Raw genomic sequence first — 18,540 nt, 5'->3', positions numbered from 1 at the left:
TCTCTGCCGCCGGCAGTTCGTACCAGCCGTCCCACACCGGCTCGTCGTCCTCGTCGAGCGGAGGTTCCCAGCCCGCGATCGTCGCGTTCGGGAACCACTCGTCCGCCGAGTACGACAACACCACCGGCTCGTCGTCGCGCTCCCGCAGCAGGGCCAGCACGTCCTTTCAGCCCAGCTCGACCGTCCGCTTCGGCCCCTGCGGCACGGCCTGGGAGATGAGCTGCTTCCGGAACGGCCCGGCCGCCAAGCCCTGGTCGATGAGGTCAGCCGCCCATGCCCGGTCCGGGCCCTCGATGAAGGCGTGCTGCGAACCCCATCCGGCGATCTTCGTCGCGAGCCGCATCGGGTCGCTGCCGACGGCCAGCACCGTGTTCAGGTCCACGTTGCCGGTGTTTAACCGGACCCCGGCCACCTCCAGTTCCAGCCCGGACAGGCGCATCCTGACCTGTAGCGTCTGCACCAGACGCTGCCGCAGGGCGGCGTCGTCCGGGTGCGCCTTAGCCTCGGCCAGCAGCTTGCGCAGATCGGCGATCCCGTCCCCGTCGGCCGCTCTCACCCAGCCGAGGATCAGCTCTACCCGGTCCAGCGAGCCGGTCCGGTCCAACGCCCACGCCGCTTCGGCAGACCCTCCGGCCAGGTTGTGCAGCCACGCGTACTCCGCCCCCAGGAGCTCGGCGGTCCGGGTCGGGGTGTGCCAGTACAGACGGCTCACCGGCGCCTCCATTCACGCGCGGGCAGGGCTTGTCCCGGCCACTGACGTCCGGGACAAGCTACGCCAATCCGGGCCCCATCGTGCCGCCCGTCGTCCTCATTCGATCGAGGCGGCAACCAAGTCGGACGGGTCGTCCTCCAGTCGCCGGGCGGCCGTCAGGTAGATGTCCGTGGTTGAGGACTGGGCGTGGTCCAGCGCCTCCTGGATCTTCTTCACGCTGACGCCCGCCTCCTCGGCGAGCGTCGCGAACGTGTGCCGCAGCTTGTGCGGGTGCAGCCCCTCAATCCCGGCCTGACGGCCGACACGCCGGACCAGCTCGTACACGTCCTTGCGGTCGAGGCGCCGGCCTGTGGCGGACGCGAACAGCGGGCCGGTCAGCTCCGCCACCGCCACCCCGGCCCGCTCGGCGCGGTCGGCCAGGTACACGTCGATCGCGTGCGCCGCCGCCGGCGGGACCTTGCGCGTCTTCGGCTTGTCGCCCTTGCCGACGATGCGCAAAGTGCGGTGGCCGCGCTCGTACCCGAGGTCGTCGATCTGGGCGGCCAGGGCCTCGGTCTCCCGGATGCCGGTCTGCAGGAGCAGCCGGATCAGCGCCGCGGTGCGCAGGCGTTCCCGGCCGTGGTCGTTGTCGGCCGCATGGAGCACGTCGCGGGCTTCGGCGCGGGTGAGACCGACCGTCTCGGAGTGCTGCCGGTTGACCTTCGGGCGCTTCACCCTGTCGAACGGGTTGAAGTCGGCCGCCTCCTCCTCGACCAGGTAGCGGTACCAGGACGACACGGTGGCGAGCCGCCGCGCGAGCGTCTTCGCTGGCAGGGGCTTGTGAGCTTGGAGGTCGAGCCACCGCTTGTAGACGTCGCCGTGCGGGCGCCGCACCTCGGCGACGTCGAGGCCGTGTTCGGTGAGGAAGTCGAACCACATCTCGATGTCGCGCCTGTAGGCGGCGCGGGTGTTCGCGGAGTTGTAGCTGAGCAGCCACGCCTTCGTCAGGTCCTGGACGTACCCGAGCAGGCCCGGCGGGAAGGCGAGGTCCGCGGCCGGGCGCGCTGCCAGCTCGGCGGTCATGATCCGTCCTGATCGTCGAGGAGCCTTGCGAGCATCTCCTCCGTCTCCGCCTCGACGATGATGCCGTCGATGAACACCGCCCGGTAGTGCAGCTCGGCCGCCCGCCAGATCACCTCGTCGTCGTAGCCGGCCGCGGCCCACTGCCGGACGAGGTCGAACGCGGGCACGCTGGACCCGGCGTAGAAGCACAGGCCGGGGAGAAACGGGCAGTCGTCGTGCATGGCTTCGTCGGAGCGGAACGACGTGGGCGAGTGGACGCCGAGGTCGCGGCCTGTCCAGCCGCCCGGGAACGTGCCGTCGTCCAGCGTCTGCCACTGCGTGGGCGGCTGCTGGGCGAAGGCGACCTGTACGGCGCCCTCCGGGCCCTTGACGACCCAGTACAGCATGTCGTGCTGCTTGGCGGTGATTCGCGTCAGCTCGTTCATCGGCCGGTCCCGTTGGGGTGCTGGAACGACGGCGCTGGCCGTCCGTCCCGGACGAGCAGTGTCAGCGGGCGGGTGGGGTAGCCTTCCTCGACCGAGCCGTCAGGGGCGACCGGGCCGCCGTCGTACGCGCGGGCGTGCTCGGTGGGATAGCCCCACGGCCAGCCAGCTTCCTCGCCCTGCGGCGTGGCGCGGACGAACAGGCGGCCGTCATTGTCGATCACGAGGTCTCCGGGTTGCCACTCTTCCGGCGTCGGCACGACGACGGGCGCGGAGACGTGCTCCAACTCGTTCATGTGTCGCTCGCCGACGCTGCCGGGCCGGGCGATCTCGGCCAGCGCGGCGATGTTCGTCTCGTACTGGTCGAGCGGCAGGTCGAGCAGGTCCATCGCTGCCACGTAGTCGGGGAAGCCGAGGCCGAGGCGGCGCCGGTTGCCTGGGTCAGCGGCTTTGATGAGGTGCATCAACTTGCGGGTGAAGTTGCCGGGCTCCTTGCCGGTCAGGGTGGCCGCGTCGAAGCCGCGGTAAAGCCACAGCACATGGTCGGCCGCGGTGGGGGTGACCTGCTTGAGCAGGTCCTGGCGATGGATCTCGGCGTAGGTGTTGGGCAGACCGGTGTCCATCAGGTGTCCTTGTCGTTGTTGGGGCGGAGGTCGGTGACGATCACGCGGCGGTGCCACACGTGCACGGCATGGACCTCGATGTCGGTGCGCGCCAGGTACGCCTGGGCGATGAAGTCAGCTGCCTCCCGCGAAGGGGCCCAGCACACCGTCTCCCAAGCCAGGGCGCCGTCTTCCCCCGCGGTCAGCACGGCCACCTCGGGCAGGTCCTGGCCGGTGACGGGTTGTCGTGGGGTGTGGAGCGGGATCGGCCTTATCGCCCGCATGGCCAGCCGGACCAGGTCCTGAACGTCGGCCTCCGCGTACGGCACGTGCTCGAACTCGCCGACCTGCTTACCCTCGCGGTAGACGGCGTAGGCGCCGGCGCGTGCGGGATCGTCGACGCCGAGGTGCACGATCGCGTAGGTGTCGGCGAGGTTCCAGTCCACGAAGGTGACGAGCTCGCGTGTGTCCGGGCCGGACTCGGTGGCCAGTTCCCGCAGGGTGGCGATGTCGGAGAGGGCTTCGCGCAGTACCGGGTTTTCACTGGCGAGCTGCTCCAGTTCCGGGCCGGCGACCTCGTACAGGGCGGCTAGCTCCGGGCCGCGGGTCTGCAGCACGGCGGCGATGCTTTCCAGCGTTGCCTCGGGCCAGCGCGTGCGGGCGCGACGGAGCACCGCGGCGTACAGCTTGTCATCGGGACTCATCACCGCGTGACCTCCTGCAGCGCCTCGCGCAGCGGCTCGACCACGTCGTAGCCGAGCTCGATCGAGTTGTACGGCGAGGTGTCGTTGGTGCTGGTGTAGAGGGCGGCGGGACCCGACATGGTGACGAGGTGGCCGTCCGTCATGGCCGGGTAGTCGCCGGTCACCTCGGGGACGACGCCGGTGACCGGGCGGCCGTTCGTCACCCACGCGCTGTAGCCCTGGTGAGGTGGGCCGACTACCTGGTCGAGCGCGGCCAGGACGCTCGGCACGTCCGTTGCTGGGATGCTCCACGTTGTCGCGGTGTTCGTCAGCCGGTCCTTCGGAGCGGTGAGGTAGAACGACTGGCTGCGGGTCTCGACGCGGTAGGGGCCCATGGCGGGGGTCGGCTGCTGGATCGCGCCCATCAGATGCCGCCTCCGATGGTGCCGCCCCGTCGGATGGCAGGGGACGGCCGGTCCTCGTCCATGTGCTCGGTCACTTCGGCACGGGCCCGTGCAACCTCGTCGGCCGGGCGAGTCAGCAGCTCGGTGACGATGCGTTCGGCGGTGCCGCTGCGGTCGAACCATGCGGGGTAGTGCCCGTTGCGGAAGAGCCGGTCGAGGGCGACCAAGTCGCTGGTGGGGGCGGCGGCGTAGGGCCGCTCAGGTGGGGCGCTATCGCGAGCGGTGCTCATGATCAGTCGCTTTCGGGTGGGAGGTGACGACCCCGGAGGGGTCCGGGGAGATCACCACCCTACACCCCCATAACCTGGATTATGAGGGGTTATAAGTGATCATGGGAAACCACTCCCGCCCGCGACATCCACGCCCAATCAGGCGCCCAACTCCCGACCCAACTCACCCAGCTCATCAGCAGCCGCACGCCTCACCGCATCATCACGACGCTGATACTCCCGAAGATCCTCACGCGCCACCAGCCGCTCTCCATCAACCACCGAAGAGGCGATCACCCCTTCATCCAGCAGCCTGACCACATACTCGCGCGACACGTTCAACATGTCCGCCGCCTGCTGCACCGACAACTCGCCACGCACATCCGCCACCACAACACCCCCTCCCCCGCAGCGTCCCCCAAGACACGAGGCCAACGCAACCACCCCGCCCGCCACCCGAACGTGGCAGACTGGATGGCACAGCACCAAACACCAAGGGCCAACGCCGTCCCTTCCAGAACCTGGAAGGGACCAGCATGCCCTCCGCTGTTCAGGCCACCCGCGAAACCATCGACCAGCTCATGCTGCTCATCATCGCCATCGGCGGCCTCATCGCGATCACCCTCGTCATCACCCACCTCACAATCGGCACCTACCGCGCCCTCTTCCCCACCGGCCGCGCACCCCGATTGCACCGCCGCGCCCGCATCACCCGCTCCACCTGTAACAGCCGATCAACACGCACCACCCGCCGGCCCGACGCATCCAACCCCGTCGTCGGCCCACGCTCATCCGGCACAAACCACCCCTCCCCCACCCACCGCCGAACCGACCCCACCGACACCCCACACCGCGCAGCCGCGCCCACAAGATCCACCCACATACCACCAGCATGAACCAAAAACCCGACACCAACTCCAGGCGCCCGTCAGGCCGGCTGCCGGGGGGTGGGGGGCTTGCCGACACGCGAAAGCCGCGCGGCCAATGACCGCGCGGCTTCCGGTTGGCACAGCTAGTCGGCGTAGCGCTTCACGCGTTGGACGGCGCGCTGTTGCGCGATTCCCTCGCGGCGGACAGCGAAGCGAGCCAGCGTGCCGACAATCCCGGCGATCTCCGATGGTGGCGTCTCGTGGTCCTCGCACATGCCGATGAACTCGCCGAACACGGCCAGCGCCGCCACGGCCACGTCGCGGGCGTGCGCGTCGGGGATGGCGAGCGCGGTCAGGAGGACAGAGCGGCTGTGCTCGTACCACGCGGCGGGCGGCGCGCCGACGAGATCGGTCGGCACGTCGTCGTGGCGGAGGATCGCGACCAGGGCGTCTTGCGCGTCGGTGATCATGTCATGGCGGTCAGGGCTGGCGTTCATGGTTGCTCCGTTCGGTAGGTGCCGCGCGGCGGGGTAGGCCACGCGGCACGGGGGTTAGGCCGTTGCGGCGGCGGTGGTCCAGGCGGCGCGGTCGTTCACGTCGGCCAGCGCTTCGGCGAGCGTGTGAAGGTCCCGGAGGCTGGCGTTGTGCTCCCACAGGTGGACGAACTCGCCCCACACCGCCACGGCGGTGACAGCGGCGGTGCGGGCGTTGCCGTCGGCGAGCCGGTACGCGGCGTTGTTCGCCGCCTGCTCGCCGATGCGGAGAAGCCGGATGTTCCCGGCGTACTGGGCGGCGCGCACGTTCGGCGGGGTGATGCCGACGGCGGTGAGCGTACCCAGGTAGGCGGCGATCGCGCGGTCGGCGACTTGGCGGGCGGTGAGCCTGCTCATGGTGCTCCGTTCGGGGAGGGTGCCCGCTGGCGGGGAAGTGCCAGCGGGCAGGCGCGGGGGTTAGGGGCGGTGGTGGTGGCCGCGCGGGGTGGCAGCCTGGGCGAGTCCCTGGCGCATGGCGGTTTCGACGACCGCCACGGCGGTTGCGCCTTCGATCATGTGCGCGTGATCGGTGAGGGCGGTCAGGTACACGCGGAGGACATCGGGGCGTGTGTGCTCGCCGCGTCCGGACTCGTAGAGGACTTCGGCGAAGACGGCCCACGCGCTTACGGCGAGCGTGCGTGCCATTCCGTCAGGCATGGCGAGGATGGCGGAGCTGATGCGGTGGCGGGCACGGCCGTCCACCTCTATGGCTCCGGTGAGGGTGCGCACGGGGAAGGGTTCGATGCGTGAGCTGTGGAGTATGCGGTTAAGGGTGTGTGCAGCGTCGGCTACCTGCTGCATGACGCCGTCGGGTGTTGGCATGGTGATCTCCGTTCGGGAGGGGTCGCGCCCCCGTGGGTAGGCGGGGGCGCGACGGTGACGGTTACTTGCCAGCGTTTCCGCTAGCGGACTTGGTGGGTGCCTTGGGGGCGGGCTTCGGGTTGTTGAGCGCGGTCTGAGCGGCACTGAGCTCCTCCGTGAGCCGAAGGATCTCCTCCTGCTGGGTGGCGTTGATGTTCTCCAGGCGGGCGACCTGGGCGCGGAGGTTCATGACCTCTTCGGCGCGGGCGATCTCCGCGCGCATCTCCTTGAGCTTGTCCGACGTCGGCGCGGGGGCGGCGGCCAGCGGGTCATCGGCCTTGAGTCCGCCTAGGGCGAGCATGCCGATCGTGGATCGGAACACCTTCGGCTTGTCTCCGTCGCGGCGGTCGATCACGTCCGCTTCCATGTCGTCGGGGCAGGCGATCATGTCGTCGGCGTAGTCGAGCTGCCCTTTGCCGAGCTTGAAGGTCTGCGCGATGACGTGCGACGCGATGACGGGCAGACCCGCCTTACGGACGTCGCGGTCCCACGTGCCGCCGCTGCCCTTCTGTCGAGGGTCGGCGTCGATCTCGGCGAGGATCTTGTCCAGGATCGCGGTGGGGCTGAGCTTGAATTCCATGATCATTCTTCCTGTGGTTGGCGGGCCGCCCGCCCGTTGCGGGCGGCCCTGTTGGTTACTTGGTTTCGGGCTGATCGATAACGGTCGTGTCGTCGCTGGTCTGCGACGACTCGACGGGGACGCGCTCGGGGGCGCGCTCCGGGGTGCGCTCCGTGGACGGGGCAACCGGCTGACGCTGCTTACGCGCCTTCCGGTTGCGCCGAACCGCGTAGATCAACGCGCCGATGACGGCCAGGGCGAGCACTCCCGCGCCGCCCCCTCCCACTGCCATGCCTGTGGGCATGCTGGTGGTGGCCGCGCTCTGTGCTGCTAGCTGGCTCGCTAGCGCATTGAACGCGGACGCCATGCCGGGGTCGTCTCCTGCGACTGACGGCATCTGTACCGGCGGTTCGGCAGGCTTGCGGCGCGTGCTTGACGCGCTTACGGGCACGGTCGGGGTGGGTAGCGCTGCCGCCGATGGGGTCGGCGGTGCGGTGACCGTGGCCGTGGGCGCGACTGTGAGCGTGACCGTAGGCGCTGCCGATGCGCTCGCCGTGACCGTGGCCGTAGTCGTGGCCGTAGTCGTGGCCGTCGTGGTGGCCGTCGTGGTGACGGTGGCCGTAGTCGTGGGCGTGCGCTCCGGGCTGGCCGTAGTCGTCACGGTGGCTGTGGTCGTTGCGGTTGCTGTGGTGGTGACCTCCTGCGTGATGGTCGTGACCGCGCCCGTGGGGGTGGGGTCGGGGGTGACTGGACTGCCCTTAGCGGGCGCTGTGAGCGCACAGAGCAGCAGCGCGGCGGGGACGATGGCCCCCGCTGCTGCTGCGACGGTGCGAGTTGGTTGGTTGCTCACGTCGAGTACTTCGTGAGTCAGTGCAGAGTCGTTACGACTAAGTTTGTAACAGTGAGATAACAGCAATGAAATCCCAGGTCAGAGTGCATTAAGTGATCTGTAACGCGCTCTGAAGCTGTAACGCTCCCGTGCTCACAGAGGTCCGGTGGACGCGTCTCGGAGCACTCTCAAGAGCGCACCCCGCACCCTTCCTGATCCCATCGCCTCACCCCCGCACCGATCCCTACTCACCCCTCATTGCAGCATCGATTAGCGACGCTAAAAGTCTGCTACCAAATCGTCAGCAGCACCGATAATCAGTCCGCCGGATGTTGTGGCCTGGCGTTGTCGTATGTCGTACGTCGGTGTTCGGTTTGTTGTTGATCTTCGCGTTCCGGTGCAGCTCTGTAGTGGTCGCTGAGCGCTCTTTCTCGACCTTTTGGTATGTGGTCACGCAAAACCCCCCTGTCGCGTCTCTGTGGTGCTCTACGGACGCATACAGGGGGGGTGTGCGAGTTGAGTCGTCAGCTAGCTTTCTCGCTAGCTGCTACAGAATCGGATGATTGGTTAGAGAAATCGGTCAGCGGCGAGTCGTGGTGCTGAGCGCGGGCACGGGCGGCATCGACAGCCGGGGCGTGAGGTTGCGGATGCGGTCGCGGAGCCGCTTGCGCTTCTGGCGGGGCTTGGTCGGCTGGGAGTGGTCGGGGCAGTGGTCGTGTTCGTGGCCGTGTGCCTGGTGGTGGTAGCTGGTCCAGCCGCGGGTGGAGGCTTCGCGCCTTGCGTCGCTTGGGTCGGTTGCGCCGACGAGGACGGCGTGGGTGTAGCAGTCGTGGTGGTTACAGATGAGGGTGATGGTGGGGATGGCGCTCACTTCGGGCCTTCCGGGGTGTCGGCGGCACGGATGTTGGTGCAGGGGCGGCAGTAGTCGAGGTCGTCCTGGCTGCTCCATCCGGCGTCGGCTGCTTGGCCGCGGGCGAGTTCGGGGTCGGCGGCGTGGACGCGGATGGCGGCCATGCATCGGCTGGTGTTGCATGTGATCTCGGTGGAGGTGCGGGCGGTCATCGGCGTCTCGTTCGGTAGAGGGCCTTGACGCGGCTGGCTGTCGGCCAGGTGGTGCGGCGAAGTGCGCGGGTGAGGTGTTGGGTGAGGCGGCGCCAGTCGGTGTCGGTGAGGTGCGTGGTTTCGTCGATCCACATGTTGGTGAGGGTGACGCCTCGCCAGCGGTGGGGTTGGGGGTGGTGGGTCATCGGCGTTTCCGGTGGTAGGTGATCTTCGTGTGGGTGGCTCGGGGCCAGCGGGCGTTGCGCTGGGCGCGGGCGCGCTGGTCCAGGTCCTTGAGGTGGGCGCGCCGCTGGCGGGGGCTGATGGTGTGCCAGGTGCCGTTGATGAGGAGGGTTGCGCGGAGGGCGGGGCCGAGTTTTTGGAACGCGGCGCCGAGCTGTTCGGCTGCGGCGCTGAGTTGTCTCAGCATGGGGGCGAGCTGGGCCCGCATCTGGGCGTGGAGTTCGCGCAAGTTGTGGGTCACTGCGGCTCCTTGCGGGCGGCGTGGTCGCGGGCGGCGCGGCCGGCGGCGATGATTGGGTCGAGTTTGCGGAGTGGGGGCTTCCAGCCGTTGGCGTTGAGCCAGTCGGCGATGGCGGTGACGTCGTCTTCGAGGAGAGCGGCTTGGATGTGGGGTTGGAGGATGGCGCGGACTGCGGCGCGCATGGTTTTCCAGGTGGCTTCGATGTCAGGGTCGGCGGCCATGCGGGTCCTTTCTGCTGGCGGTTTCGCTAGCTCTTATGGAGTGGTGGTGGTTCGGCCTCTTGGAGGGGAATCGTCCACGTGTTGATCTTGGTGGTGGCGGGCTCGATTCTCCTCCTTCCACCTCAGCGCCGTACGGAGGGTCATGCGCGTCATTGGTAGGTAGTGGGGAGGTGCTTGGTAGGTGGGCGGATGCTGCATCCGGTGTTCTTGGTAGCAGCATCCGGTGATCCGGTAGCAGCATCCGGTGATTACTCGCCGGTACGCCCCGGAACACCGGATGCTGCATCACCTGATCAAGGGTTATCCACAGGCCCATCACCGGGGGCAGCATCCGGTGATCGCGGCCGCCTGGTCCGCTTCGGCGGTGGCGGCTCCACCCCCTCCGGGACGGTCAGATCTCGCTCACCTGGGTCGAGCATCGATACCCGCTCCAACAGGTCGTCAGGGATCGCGAGCCGGTACTCGTCCGCCAACGCGCGACGACCCTGCGACGACCCCTGAACTACCCGCACGAGCAGCCCAACATCGCGTAACCGCCCCAAGCTCAGCCGCACCGTCCGCTCACTCAACCGCGTCACCCGGGCCAGCCTCTCTGCCGACGGCCGAACCCTCGTTCCGTCCGGATTGCCGTACGTGGCGGCGACCAGCGCAACATGCTGCACGGTTGCCGAGTTGATCCGCTTCTTCCCCTCACCGAACCCCAACTCGGCTCGCCGTACCACGGCAATCCATGTCCAGTAGATCGGCTTGCCAGCCACCCCGCTCCCCTCGACACGCTCGAACCGCGCCCTGAGGGAAGGGCATGATGCTGATCACGGTACGACCCGCGCCTATCCACGCAGAACCACCAACTTCCCGTCCTCACCCAGCTCACCCAGCGCGGCCACGACGCAGCGATGCCCGTCGACGTCGAAGCACCGCACGCACGCGCCCCGCCGCTCGGCCACGTCCTGGACGTGGTACTGGCACGCGGCGGCAAGCAGCACATGCTCATGGATGCATCCGACGACCAGGCGCACCACCACCTCGCCGCCGCACGCTTCCCCATGAGGGCTACGCCGAGCTCGGCAGCCGGCCTCCGACGGGCCCGTCATCGAGCCCCCGGCAGTTCGCGCCGGTTCCCCGCCTGGTCGATCTCCGCGATAGGCCACGACCGGCACAGGTGACCGCGCCGGCCGCATGGCGAGCACCACAGCGCGCCTCCGCTGGCGAGATCATGCACGTGGTGGTGGCAGTACTCGTCGGCCTCCAGATGCCGGTGCGCGCACGTCATGATGAACCGGCGCATCATCGGCTCCCCGCACGCAGGACCGTCCGGCCCCCACGTGCGCACGTCGCACGCCACCGCTACGCCTCCCCCGCGACATCCACCGCGGCGACCCCGACCAACCGGCAGTCGTGCCCCTCCCACACACACGGGACGCACAACACCAGGCCATCACGGGCCTGGTGCAGATGCGCCTCACACAGGCGGCCCTGCCGGACATGCCCGTGAACGCACACCGCCGCGTAGACGGCCGCCCGGCCCCCGCCGCACTCCGTCCACGCCAGGCCCGGCACCGGCCGGGCCCCGCACCCGAATGCACCGCCAGATTGCGTGCTAGCTCTCTCGCTAGCCACTACGCAGCTCACGAACGGCTCGACGGCCGGGCAGCCCCGGCCGCCGCCCGCCGGGCGATCATCTCCACGACACCGTACGGGCGGCGCTGGACATCAGTCAGGTCGTCCAGCAGACGCACGATCCCGGCATCGCGCACCACCGGCACCCACCTGGCCAGCAGATCCCACACGTCCGGCAGCCGGTCCACGAACACCCGCTCGTACCCGTCGCCGTCGGACAGGATCAGAACGTAGCGGGGCTCCTTCTCCGGCCGGAACCACACCTCGATCGCCGGATACGCCGACTCCCAGCTCCCCATCTCCATTCGCGGCTCATAGCCGAGCCGCACCAGCAGCTTCCGCTCTTCCTCACCCGGCCTCGCCTGAGCCGCGACGAGGTCTTCGCCCTCGATCCACTCCCCCGCCGTGTAGTACCACGCGAGCTGCTTCACAGATTCGTCTCCTTCACTGCCTTGATGAACTGCTTGAACGGCTCCAACTTCGCCAGCTCGCCCCTGAGCCTGCCGTTCTCGCCCCGCAACGCCTCCACATCGGCGCGCAGCTCCGCCCGCACCGACAGGAGCATCGCGTTCTTCTCCTCGACCTCGCGCCGCAGGCCGGCGTTCTCGGTCTCCAACCGGTCGATCGTGGCGGCCGCCGTCCGCCCCGCCTCCAGCAGCTTCATGAGCTGCGCGTACTCATCCACCGCAGGCGGTGCCGGCTCCGGCGCAGAACGCGGCGCGGGGGATCTGCGTGCGGGCACGTCGGCGGGCGTCGGCTTACGCGTCACGGTCAGATTGCCGTCGTGCCAGGTGTCGCGGATCCACCACAGCGACGGGTTGCCTCGCCTCTGGCATCGGATGTGCTGGGTGTCGCGCAGGTACCGCGACACCTCCTCCTGGTAGACGAGATCCCAGTCGGCGCCCACGCTGCGCATCACCGACGTGAGCGTGCCCCGCCACAACACCCCCTTCACGCGGGCGTTCGCCTCCGTCTCGTCGCCCTGCTTGGCGGCCTCCTCACGCAGCAGGTCATACAGGACCTTGGCATCGACGGCGAGGTCCTCCTTGCGCGACGGCCCCTCGACCCGGGCGACGTCGCCGATCTTCGGCATGCGGTCATCAGCTCCTTGCGGCGTTACAGGTAGTGGTGCTGGCTGCGGTACAGGGTCACCGCCGGGTTGCTGGTGGCGGGCGAGCTCGCCGAGCAGGAAGGCCAGTACCTCGGTCTCCCGCCTTCGCAGCACGTCCACCCACGACTGGTTGTCCAGGTCAGCGGCGATGCGCAGGCGGCCGTTGACGACGTCGAAGGTCACTCCGGACCGGTAGGCGGCGGCCACAAGGTCCTGCACTAGCCACTCGTCGCCCGCTCGCCTTCCCTGGGACGATTCGCCCACCGCGGCCTGCATCGGGGTGCGCGTGGCGAGCTGCCGGATCCGTGATCGCGCGTTGGACAACTGGCTGCCGACCGCGCGGTCCGGCACGGACTGCGACCGCTTCGTGTCCGGGTTCGTCACCCTCCACTCAGGCCCCACCTTCTCCACGACGAAGCCGTGCGCCTTGGCCTCGCGGCGGACCATCTTCTCCATGTCGCTGCGGCGGCTCACGCGGGCCTCCGCCAGACCGCCACGCCGACGTGCCGGGCGAACGCGGCAGCCCCCGCGGACCCCGTCGAACCGTCGAAGAGGTGCGCGAGCATGCCGTACCGGCCTCCCCGGCCCTGGACCAGACCGACCATGTAGCCGTTGCGAGCCGGCCCGGCAGCTCTCGCCAGCTCCGGGAGGTGCCACGGCGCAGGATGGAGCTCGACCGTCACATCAGGGACGGCCGCCGCCCACTCGTACGCGTATCGGTCTCCGCCGGACGGCCGGTCCTTGTCGCGGTCGTAGCCGATCAAGATGCGGAACCCGCCGAACCGGTCGTACAGGCCGGACAGGTCGGCGCGGACCTTGGCCCGGTCGGCGAGCCGTGATCCGGTGTAGACGATCGTCAGCGGGTCGTCCCGGTCGGCCCAGCGGTCGACGTCGGCGGCGAAGTTGGCCATGACGTGCTTCACCACGTCCGGGTTGATGGGGTAGTCGCCGAGGATGCGTTCCAGGATGCCTTCGAGCTCCTGCTGCTGCGCCGTGGTGAGGATCGGCCCCGCTGTGCGGCTCATCCACCACCTCCGGTGCCGCGACCGCCGAATCCGCCACGGGAGATCACCCGGCCCGACCTGGAGGTGATCGACATGTCGCCCTGCGGCCGGACGATCGTTCCGCCGCGCACGTACCCGCCGCTGCTCGTGCCGCCGTACACCCACCGCACGTACGCGGCATGGCTGTCACAGAAGCTGTCGTCCATGATGCGGTAGGTGCCGTCCGGCTCGGCAGTGACCATGACGCAGTCGGCGACGACCTCCTCTTCCGAGGCGGCATGCAGCAGTCCCGCGAGCGCCGCGATCGACGTCACCGCGCCGAGCGCCACCTTCGCCGTCGCAAGGCGGCGCTCCCGCCTCTCGCGCTCCCGTCTCCTGTGCTCATACATCGGCGCCACCGTCCTCACCCAGAACCTTGTCCAGCTCCGCCAGGACCTGACGCGTCAGCGACGCGACGCGGCTGTCCATCTCCTCACGGCGGAACTGCTCGAACAGGTCGGCGTGGACGGCAATCACCCGTTCCGCTGCCGCCCGGCGTGCTCTCAAGCCCATCGACACCGTCCCAGGCGACCAGGGCAGATGAAGTGGACAGGAGGCGTGGCGCGAAGTCGTGGGGTAGCTGCGCGTGATCTTCATGATCGTGAGCACCGTCGCCACCGGCGGTTCACACGGGGTATTGCGGACCTTGGTCGCCTCGGCGCATGCCTCCAGGTCGCCCTCACGCCAGCGACGCACGTACGTTCTACGCCGCGGGGTCTGCTCATACAGGACGAATCCTTCGTCCTCGGGACGGATACGGTCAGCCATCGCCGTGCTCCAGGGCGGTCAAGGCGACTTCGGCGAGCTGGTCGACGTGGGTGGGATCGCCGGCGAGGTCGGGCCACGCGGCCGTCAGCGCGCGCCGGATCGTGCGGCGGCGTGCGTCGCGGTCCTGGTCGGGCAACAGGTCATGCAACGCCTGGGGCCAGCTCGTGAACCGCACGGCCCGGTCGTCGAGGTAGACGGACGCGGGCAGCTTGCGGTTGGTCACCAGCAGCACGCCGCGCTCCACCCAGAAGCGCAGGTCGTCCGACGGGTCGGTGGCCACCAGCAGTTCGTGCGCGGCGAGCCAGTCGGCGACGTCGGCCGGAGTCCGGCTGGTGTGGATGAACACGCTGTAGTGCTCCATCAGCGTACGCAGCCCATCGAGCGCGCCGTCCATCGGCGGGTCGTAGATGGTGCCGTCTGCCCAGCCGCGGCTGTAGCGGTGCACGACTCTGTCGAAGTCGACCGCCACGGTTCTGATCACGGTGCGCCTTTCATGTTGGCCAGCGGTGAAGGGCTGGCGTGTGGGGTGGGTCGAACGAGGGCCCGGCACCTCGTCGGGTGCCGGGCCCTCACGAACGGGGTCGCGGTGGAAGGCCGCGCCGTCTGCGGCGCGCGTCGTCCAGCCGGGTCACGTTGTCCGGCAGGACGATGTGCACGCCCTTCGTGCACGACGCGACGTGCGGATAGAAGACCTGCTCGAACAGCGCCTTCGGCCGGTCCCGGGACGGGCGGCGAGACCGCCACACGCCGAGCCCGTCCCGGATGGCTACGGTGTTGCCGTCGGGGTTCGGTTTCGGATCCACGGCGAACGGCCGCCCGGCCTCGGTGATGGTCCACAGGACCGGCTGCTCACACTCGTCGCATCGGGACAGCTCATGCCGGGTTGGTGCGAGGGTCGATCCCCCCGGGCAGGCCGTGCCGGTGGAGGGCGCGGGCGGCAGCAACATCGTCGGCTCCAACACCCCATCCCTCGATAACGCAGAGGGCGTTGCCGTACTCGTCGGTGACGGCAGTGCGAGGGAGCTGGAGGCGGGGGCGCTTGCGGCGCCGCTGTCCGGGCTTGAGTCTCGGGGGCCGGTCGTCGGGGTCGAACATGAGATTTCTCCTTGCTGGTCGGGCGGGCAGTAGCAGCGCAGCGGCGCGCAGTACCCGGGCGGGGGCGGCGGAGGCGCGTGGTCGGCGCACCGTCTGCCGAAGGTGTAGAGACGGGTGGGCGTCTTACCGCACGGGCCAGGGCCGAAGGTGCACGGCGCGGTCGACGGCGACGCCCCCGTCACTCGCTGTCGTCCTTCTTCTCCGGCGGGCCTGCCTGTCCGCTGTCGATGATCTTGTAGAAGGCGGGGGTGATGATGAGGACGCCGATGGCGAGGATGAGCACGCCGAGGCCCTGATCGACCTGGAAGACGTACCAGCTGGAGGCGAGCATCGCCGCGATGACGACGAGGAACGCGGCCAGCCGGATCACGCGGCCACGTCCAGCCCCGACCACAGCCGGATCACCGCGCCGGGCACGCGCAGCGCGTCCGGCTCGTCCACCTGGCCGACGTACACCTTGGCCAGCTCCCGGTAGCGGACCACGCGGGCATCGTCCTTCCACACTCCGGCCTGCGTGAGGGCGTCTTCCGTGGACCGCAGGAGCTTCGAGAGATCAGGCGCGCTGGCGGGATGCCACCACAGGGCCTTTGACCAGCGGACGCCGGACGGCCACCACGTCGGGCGGCCGGACGGCTTGTCGCCCATCGTGAACACCATCTCGGCGATGATCGGCCCGTCCAGCCGCGCGAACGGTTCGTCGGCCGCAGCGCGGCGGTCGATCTCGTCCATCGCGGCCTGGCGAACGTCCTGCCGCCACGGCTTGACGGTGGCGTTCTGCTCGATCATCCGGTTCTTGCCGACAGGCCTTTTGGAGCCCTGCGAGCCGGGTGTGCCGTACACCATGATCGTGATCAGCGGTGGTGTCACTGTGCCCTCCTCAGGCGTTGAGAGATCTCGACCACCAGCCCGTCCAGCGACGGATCGGGGTCGAGATCGGGTTGATGATCCGTACCGGCGAGCCGCTCCAACTCGATGCGGCGCCGGTCACGGCGGACGTCCAGCGCGACGCCGGCGGCGACGACCAGGCCGACGATGGCCGCGGCCAGGCCAACGAGAGCGAGCAGGCCAACGAGCACGTACACGGCGATCACCTGCGGGGCCCCTTGCCTCGTGCGTGCCAGCCGATGAGCAGCCCGATGGTGGCCGACAGGACGCCCCACCCGGCCATGAGCCATGCGAACAGGCCCATCGCCGGGAGGGACGCGAACAGCGGTCCGTTCACTGGGGCGCGACCGCCAGCTCGGCCAGGCGCACGTTGTCCGCCGTCAGTTCCTGGATGTCGCGTTCGGCCTGCTCCAGCGCCTCTTGCGCGGCCCGCAACCTGCCGGGGTAGGCGCTCGTTTCGAGAGCCTGCTTGGCAATGGCGACGACTTCCGCGACGCGAGCGATTTCGCTAGCAAACGGCCGGATGTCCGCCCAATCGGCCAGGTCCACGATGTCGTTGAGCGCGTCTCCGAAGGCGATGGCCTCCCTCCCAACGTCGGCCATATGCGCCTGCACCGCGTAGATCTGTGCCCACAGCTCGACCTCGCGCATGTCCTGCATCCGCTGGGTCAGATGCCAGGTGATGAGACAGGCGACGCCGGTCAGAACGACCCATCCGACCAGCCACGGCAGCGCCGCGATCACCACGTGCCGCCTTCCGCGCAGGCCGGGTACGTCGCCCGTTCGGGACAGGCGTCCCACGCCGTCCGGCTGACGACTCGCTCGCCCTCGTGCTCGCCGTCGCGCAGGCCCAGGTACCACTCCGGCAGGGTCCGATGCACGTTCACGTAGCGGGCGACGCACGTGCGTGCCGTGCGTCGCCGCGTGCCGGTGCCGTACGTGGTCGTCTTCCAGGCACCGCAACTCGTGGTCGTCCACGCGCGCGGCGGCTCGTATCGCCGGTGTGTCACCTGTCCCTGCGCCGGTGCCGTCGCACAACTTGCGGCGAGCAGAAAGACGCTGGCGAACGCCAGTGGAGCCTTCGTGTTGATGTTCATGACGATCTCTCATTCATCGGGCCAGGTCGCCCACACGGCGGCCAGCTCGGCGGCGAACACGATCAGGACGAGGGACGCCAGGACGCGCGGCTCGCGTCCACGTGCCTCTCGGCCTTTGGCGGCGGTGCTCTGCGGTGTATGGCCCCGCCAGAGGATGGCGCCAGCCAGAGTGACGGCGAAGACGAACGCGATGAGGGCGAACGTGAGCTGTCCCAGGATGCGGCTCATGTGCGGCTCGCTGTCGGGCAGATCGTCATCACAGCGCCCACACGAGAGCGACGAGACCCTGCGTGACGGCCCAGAGCACGGCCCAGCCGAACGCGATGGTCATCAGCGTTCCCAGCGACTCGTACACCCAGGCCATCACGGCCAGGAGGGAGGCGATGCCTCTCATTGGCCACCTCGAGTGCAGCGGCTGGCGGTCCAGCTAGCGCGCTGCCGGGAGATGTCCATGTCGTGCAGGAGGCTTGCGGCGTCGACCGCGTGCAGGCTGACGCGGTGCCCGCACAGCACCGCGCGGAGCTGCGCAAGGGTCGGCATGCCGTTGGCGTACTCCCACACGCGTCTGCCGGCCGTGTTGGTGCCGCGCGCGTAGAAGGTGTCGTTGTCGGCGTCCCAGCCGACCGTCACGCTGCCGCAGTGGACAGGGAAGGTACGGAAGATCACCTCTCCTCCCGTGGCGTCGCGGCGGGCTGCGCCGGCCTCGGCATCACGCTGGTCAGGTCACGGGTCTCCTCCCCCGGCGCCGGTCCGCCGTGCGCCGGGCAGGGGCTGTGCTCACTGCACCCGCACTCGCGCGGCTGGAGCGGCGGCGCGCTGGCCGCGCGCGTGGGGGTGCTGATCGGGGTGACGGCGGGCACGTACGGGCGCACCGCGTGGGTGGTCTCGCGGACCAGATGCACGGGGGTGCTGGCCCTGGCGACGACGTCCTGGTTGCCCGTGCCCACGCACTCCGGGCAGCCACCCCCCTGGCAGGTGAAGCAGGGGGTGATGCTCTCGGCATGGCACGGCAGGTCCAGACGGTGAACCGTCTGGGGCATGTCCGGCGTCCCGCACGAGCACGTCCGCTGCGCCGCGAGTCCCGCAGCGGCGCGAACGCGTTCCTGCTCCGCGCGCTTGTGCCGGGTGAGAGCGGCCTCGATGTCGCGGCGCACGGCCGGCAGAACGGCCTGCAGCCGGTCCAGGACGAGGGCGCCGTCGATCAGGTCTCGGGGGTCCTTGGCGTCGACGCTGTACCGGTACTCGCCGATCACGAGGGTGACGGCGTGCTCCGTCGTGTCATGAAACACGTCGGCCGGGCTGGGCTGGCCCTTGTTGACGGTGATGGACATGGGCATGAGCGGATCTCCTTGAGGGGTAGGTGCCCGGCC

The 18,540-nt window shown here is 69.3% G+C and carries 37 protein-coding genes; 2 read left to right on the top strand and 35 right to left on the bottom strand.

All coding sequences use genetic code 11. The features are described from left to right. Positions 1 to 166: 166 nt before the first annotated feature. The 8 genes from ACIA8R_RS29960 to ACIA8R_RS29925 form a co-directional block, all read right to left on the bottom strand. Positions 167 to 712, bottom strand: coding sequence for a hypothetical protein (locus ACIA8R_RS29960; RefSeq protein WP_397041474.1), 546 nt, complete (start codon positions 710 to 712; stop codon positions 167 to 169). Between the two features lie 96 nt (positions 713 to 808). Continuing rightward, positions 809 to 1,774 carry a tyrosine-type recombinase/integrase gene (locus tag ACIA8R_RS29955; protein ID WP_397041473.1) on the bottom strand — a complete coding sequence of 322 codons (966 nt, stop codon included), beginning with the start codon at positions 1,772 to 1,774 and terminating at the stop codon, positions 809 to 811. Then, the gene (locus ACIA8R_RS29950; RefSeq protein ID WP_397041472.1) at positions 1,771 to 2,199 is read right to left on the bottom strand and encodes a hypothetical protein; all 429 of its coding nucleotides are present in this window, start codon (positions 2,197 to 2,199) and stop codon (positions 1,771 to 1,773) included. Before ACIA8R_RS29950 ends, ACIA8R_RS29955 begins: the two co-directional genes overlap by 4 nt. Continuing rightward, complete coding sequence (locus ACIA8R_RS29945) at positions 2,196 to 2,819, bottom strand: hypothetical protein (RefSeq protein ID WP_397041471.1); 624 nt, start codon at positions 2,817 to 2,819, stop codon at positions 2,196 to 2,198. Before ACIA8R_RS29945 ends, ACIA8R_RS29950 begins: the two co-directional genes overlap by 4 nt. After that, complete coding sequence (locus ACIA8R_RS29940; RefSeq protein ID WP_397041470.1) at positions 2,819 to 3,502, bottom strand: hypothetical protein; 684 nt, start codon at positions 3,500 to 3,502, stop codon at positions 2,819 to 2,821. Before ACIA8R_RS29940 ends, ACIA8R_RS29945 begins: the two co-directional genes overlap by 1 nt. Continuing rightward, positions 3,502 to 3,906, bottom strand: a complete 405-nt coding sequence (locus ACIA8R_RS29935) for a hypothetical protein (protein WP_397041469.1) — start codon at positions 3,904 to 3,906, stop codon at positions 3,502 to 3,504. Before ACIA8R_RS29935 ends, ACIA8R_RS29940 begins: the two co-directional genes overlap by 1 nt. Next, the gene (locus ACIA8R_RS29930) at positions 3,906 to 4,175 is read right to left on the bottom strand and encodes a hypothetical protein (RefSeq protein WP_397041468.1); all 270 of its coding nucleotides are present in this window, start codon (positions 4,173 to 4,175) and stop codon (positions 3,906 to 3,908) included. The genes ACIA8R_RS29935 and ACIA8R_RS29930 overlap by 1 nt, the downstream gene beginning before the upstream one ends. A 138-nt stretch (positions 4,176 to 4,313) precedes the next feature. Then, on the bottom strand, positions 4,314 to 4,544 hold the full coding sequence (locus ACIA8R_RS29925; protein ID WP_397041467.1) for a helix-turn-helix domain-containing protein: 231 nt from the start codon (positions 4,542 to 4,544) through the stop codon (positions 4,314 to 4,316). 146 nt (positions 4,545 to 4,690) lie between these two features. On the opposite strand from ACIA8R_RS29925, the gene ACIA8R_RS29920 reads away from it, so the two are divergent. After that, on the top strand, positions 4,691 to 5,050 hold the full coding sequence (locus ACIA8R_RS29920) for a hypothetical protein (protein ID WP_397041466.1): 360 nt from the start codon (positions 4,691 to 4,693) through the stop codon (positions 5,048 to 5,050). A gap of 116 nt (positions 5,051 to 5,166) precedes the next feature. Here the strand turns inward: ACIA8R_RS29920 and ACIA8R_RS29915 are convergent, their stop codons facing one another. The 5 genes from ACIA8R_RS29915 to ACIA8R_RS29895 all read right to left on the bottom strand — a co-directional run bounded on the left by ACIA8R_RS29915 (position 5,167) and on the right by ACIA8R_RS29895 (position 7,343). Further along, complete coding sequence (locus ACIA8R_RS29915; protein WP_397041465.1) at positions 5,167 to 5,520, bottom strand: hypothetical protein; 354 nt, start codon at positions 5,518 to 5,520, stop codon at positions 5,167 to 5,169. A 54-nt stretch (positions 5,521 to 5,574) separates the two neighbouring features. After that, the gene (locus tag ACIA8R_RS29910; RefSeq protein WP_397041464.1) at positions 5,575 to 5,913 is read right to left on the bottom strand and encodes a hypothetical protein; all 339 of its coding nucleotides are present in this window, start codon (positions 5,911 to 5,913) and stop codon (positions 5,575 to 5,577) included. A gap of 60 nt (positions 5,914 to 5,973) precedes the next feature. After that, on the bottom strand, positions 5,974 to 6,378 hold the full coding sequence (locus ACIA8R_RS29905; protein WP_397041463.1) for a hypothetical protein: 405 nt from the start codon (positions 6,376 to 6,378) through the stop codon (positions 5,974 to 5,976). A gap of 61 nt (positions 6,379 to 6,439) precedes the next feature. After that, a complete protein-coding gene (locus ACIA8R_RS29900; protein ID WP_397041462.1) occupies positions 6,440 to 6,997 on the bottom strand; it encodes a hypothetical protein in 558 nt (185 codons plus the stop codon). A gap of 55 nt (positions 6,998 to 7,052) precedes the next feature. Beyond that, positions 7,053 to 7,343 (bottom strand): hypothetical protein, encoded by a 291-nt coding sequence (locus tag ACIA8R_RS29895; protein ID WP_397041461.1) that lies wholly within the window; start codon positions 7,341 to 7,343, stop codon positions 7,053 to 7,055. A 61-nt stretch (positions 7,344 to 7,404) separates the two neighbouring features. On the opposite strand from ACIA8R_RS29895, the gene ACIA8R_RS29890 reads away from it, so the two are divergent. Next, positions 7,405 to 7,842, top strand: a complete 438-nt coding sequence (locus ACIA8R_RS29890; protein WP_397041460.1) for a hypothetical protein — start codon at positions 7,405 to 7,407, stop codon at positions 7,840 to 7,842. A gap of 543 nt (positions 7,843 to 8,385) precedes the next feature. Here the strand turns inward: ACIA8R_RS29890 and ACIA8R_RS29885 are convergent. The 22 genes from ACIA8R_RS29885 to ACIA8R_RS29780 all read right to left on the bottom strand — a co-directional run bounded on the left by ACIA8R_RS29885 (position 8,386) and on the right by ACIA8R_RS29780 (position 18,507). After that, positions 8,386 to 8,676 (bottom strand): hypothetical protein, encoded by a 291-nt coding sequence (locus ACIA8R_RS29885; protein ID WP_397041459.1) that lies wholly within the window; start codon positions 8,674 to 8,676, stop codon positions 8,386 to 8,388. Further along, entirely contained in the window at positions 8,673 to 8,867 is a 195-nt protein-coding gene (locus ACIA8R_RS29880) for a hypothetical protein (protein ID WP_397041458.1), read from the bottom strand. Before ACIA8R_RS29880 ends, ACIA8R_RS29885 begins: the two co-directional genes overlap by 4 nt. Continuing rightward, positions 8,864 to 9,001 carry a hypothetical protein gene (locus ACIA8R_RS29875; protein WP_397041457.1) on the bottom strand — a complete coding sequence of 46 codons (138 nt, stop codon included), beginning with the start codon at positions 8,999 to 9,001 and terminating at the stop codon, positions 8,864 to 8,866. Before ACIA8R_RS29875 ends, ACIA8R_RS29880 begins: the two co-directional genes overlap by 4 nt. Positions 9,002 to 9,048: 47 nt before the next feature. Next, the gene (locus ACIA8R_RS29870; RefSeq protein WP_397041456.1) at positions 9,049 to 9,330 is read right to left on the bottom strand and encodes a hypothetical protein; all 282 of its coding nucleotides are present in this window, start codon (positions 9,328 to 9,330) and stop codon (positions 9,049 to 9,051) included. Then, entirely contained in the window at positions 9,327 to 9,551 is a 225-nt protein-coding gene (locus tag ACIA8R_RS29865; RefSeq protein ID WP_397041455.1) for a hypothetical protein, read from the bottom strand. The genes ACIA8R_RS29870 and ACIA8R_RS29865 overlap by 4 nt, the downstream gene beginning before the upstream one ends. Positions 9,552 to 10,381: 830 nt before the next feature. Further along, positions 10,382 to 10,570 carry a hypothetical protein gene (locus ACIA8R_RS29860; RefSeq protein WP_397041454.1) on the bottom strand — a complete coding sequence of 63 codons (189 nt, stop codon included), beginning with the start codon at positions 10,568 to 10,570 and terminating at the stop codon, positions 10,382 to 10,384. A gap of 609 nt (positions 10,571 to 11,179) precedes the next feature. Continuing rightward, positions 11,180 to 11,602, bottom strand: a complete 423-nt coding sequence (locus ACIA8R_RS29855) for a hypothetical protein (protein WP_397041453.1) — start codon at positions 11,600 to 11,602, stop codon at positions 11,180 to 11,182. Continuing rightward, entirely contained in the window at positions 11,599 to 12,729 is a 1,131-nt protein-coding gene (locus ACIA8R_RS29850; RefSeq protein WP_397041452.1) for a hypothetical protein, read from the bottom strand. The genes ACIA8R_RS29855 and ACIA8R_RS29850 overlap by 4 nt, the downstream gene beginning before the upstream one ends. A gap of 23 nt (positions 12,730 to 12,752) precedes the next feature. Next, a complete protein-coding gene (locus ACIA8R_RS29845; RefSeq protein ID WP_397041451.1) occupies positions 12,753 to 13,307 on the bottom strand; it encodes a hypothetical protein in 555 nt (184 codons plus the stop codon). Further along, on the bottom strand, positions 13,304 to 13,675 hold the full coding sequence (locus ACIA8R_RS29840; protein WP_397041450.1) for a hypothetical protein: 372 nt from the start codon (positions 13,673 to 13,675) through the stop codon (positions 13,304 to 13,306). The genes ACIA8R_RS29845 and ACIA8R_RS29840 overlap by 4 nt, the downstream gene beginning before the upstream one ends. After that, positions 13,668 to 14,093, bottom strand: a complete 426-nt coding sequence (locus ACIA8R_RS29835; RefSeq protein ID WP_397041449.1) for a hypothetical protein — start codon at positions 14,091 to 14,093, stop codon at positions 13,668 to 13,670. The genes ACIA8R_RS29840 and ACIA8R_RS29835 overlap by 8 nt, the downstream gene beginning before the upstream one ends. Then, positions 14,086 to 14,574, bottom strand: coding sequence for a hypothetical protein (locus ACIA8R_RS29830; protein WP_397041448.1), 489 nt, complete (start codon positions 14,572 to 14,574; stop codon positions 14,086 to 14,088). Before ACIA8R_RS29830 ends, ACIA8R_RS29835 begins: the two co-directional genes overlap by 8 nt. A gap of 88 nt (positions 14,575 to 14,662) precedes the next feature. After that, positions 14,663 to 15,040: a hypothetical protein gene (locus tag ACIA8R_RS29825; protein ID WP_397041447.1), complete on the bottom strand. Its 378-nt coding sequence runs from the start codon at positions 15,038 to 15,040 to the stop codon at positions 14,663 to 14,665. A gap of 326 nt (positions 15,041 to 15,366) precedes the next feature. Further along, positions 15,367 to 15,558 (bottom strand): hypothetical protein, encoded by a 192-nt coding sequence (locus tag ACIA8R_RS29820; protein WP_364343171.1) that lies wholly within the window; start codon positions 15,556 to 15,558, stop codon positions 15,367 to 15,369. Then, positions 15,555 to 16,055 (bottom strand): RusA family crossover junction endodeoxyribonuclease, encoded by a 501-nt coding sequence (locus tag ACIA8R_RS29815; RefSeq protein WP_397041446.1) that lies wholly within the window; start codon positions 16,053 to 16,055, stop codon positions 15,555 to 15,557. Before ACIA8R_RS29815 ends, ACIA8R_RS29820 begins: the two co-directional genes overlap by 4 nt. Then, positions 16,052 to 16,279, bottom strand: a complete 228-nt coding sequence (locus ACIA8R_RS29810) for a hypothetical protein (protein WP_397041445.1) — start codon at positions 16,277 to 16,279, stop codon at positions 16,052 to 16,054. The genes ACIA8R_RS29815 and ACIA8R_RS29810 overlap by 4 nt, the downstream gene beginning before the upstream one ends. 127 nt (positions 16,280 to 16,406) lie before the next feature. Beyond that, positions 16,407 to 16,817 (bottom strand): hypothetical protein, encoded by a 411-nt coding sequence (locus tag ACIA8R_RS29805; RefSeq protein WP_397041444.1) that lies wholly within the window; start codon positions 16,815 to 16,817, stop codon positions 16,407 to 16,409. After that, on the bottom strand, positions 16,814 to 17,170 hold the full coding sequence (locus ACIA8R_RS29800) for a hypothetical protein (protein ID WP_397041443.1): 357 nt from the start codon (positions 17,168 to 17,170) through the stop codon (positions 16,814 to 16,816). Before ACIA8R_RS29800 ends, ACIA8R_RS29805 begins: the two co-directional genes overlap by 4 nt. A gap of 9 nt (positions 17,171 to 17,179) precedes the next feature. Next, positions 17,180 to 17,398, bottom strand: coding sequence for a hypothetical protein (locus tag ACIA8R_RS29795; protein ID WP_397041442.1), 219 nt, complete (start codon positions 17,396 to 17,398; stop codon positions 17,180 to 17,182). A gap of 28 nt (positions 17,399 to 17,426) precedes the next feature. Then, positions 17,427 to 17,564: a hypothetical protein gene (locus ACIA8R_RS29790; RefSeq protein ID WP_357700013.1), complete on the bottom strand. Its 138-nt coding sequence runs from the start codon at positions 17,562 to 17,564 to the stop codon at positions 17,427 to 17,429. Continuing rightward, positions 17,561 to 17,836 (bottom strand): hypothetical protein, encoded by a 276-nt coding sequence (locus tag ACIA8R_RS29785; protein WP_397041441.1) that lies wholly within the window; start codon positions 17,834 to 17,836, stop codon positions 17,561 to 17,563. Before ACIA8R_RS29785 ends, ACIA8R_RS29790 begins: the two co-directional genes overlap by 4 nt. Then, the gene (locus tag ACIA8R_RS29780; RefSeq protein WP_397041440.1) at positions 17,833 to 18,507 is read right to left on the bottom strand and encodes a hypothetical protein; all 675 of its coding nucleotides are present in this window, start codon (positions 18,505 to 18,507) and stop codon (positions 17,833 to 17,835) included. Before ACIA8R_RS29780 ends, ACIA8R_RS29785 begins: the two co-directional genes overlap by 4 nt. Positions 18,508 to 18,540: the final 33 nt, after the last annotated feature.

Origin of the sequence: Nonomuraea sp. NPDC051191 (genome assembly GCF_044455665.1) — a bacterium.
Taxonomy (GTDB): Bacteria; Actinomycetota; Actinomycetes; order Streptosporangiales; family Streptosporangiaceae; genus Nonomuraea.
The sequence above is the reverse complement of the archived record's forward strand: the minus strand, read 5'-3'. Positions and strand labels throughout refer to the sequence as shown.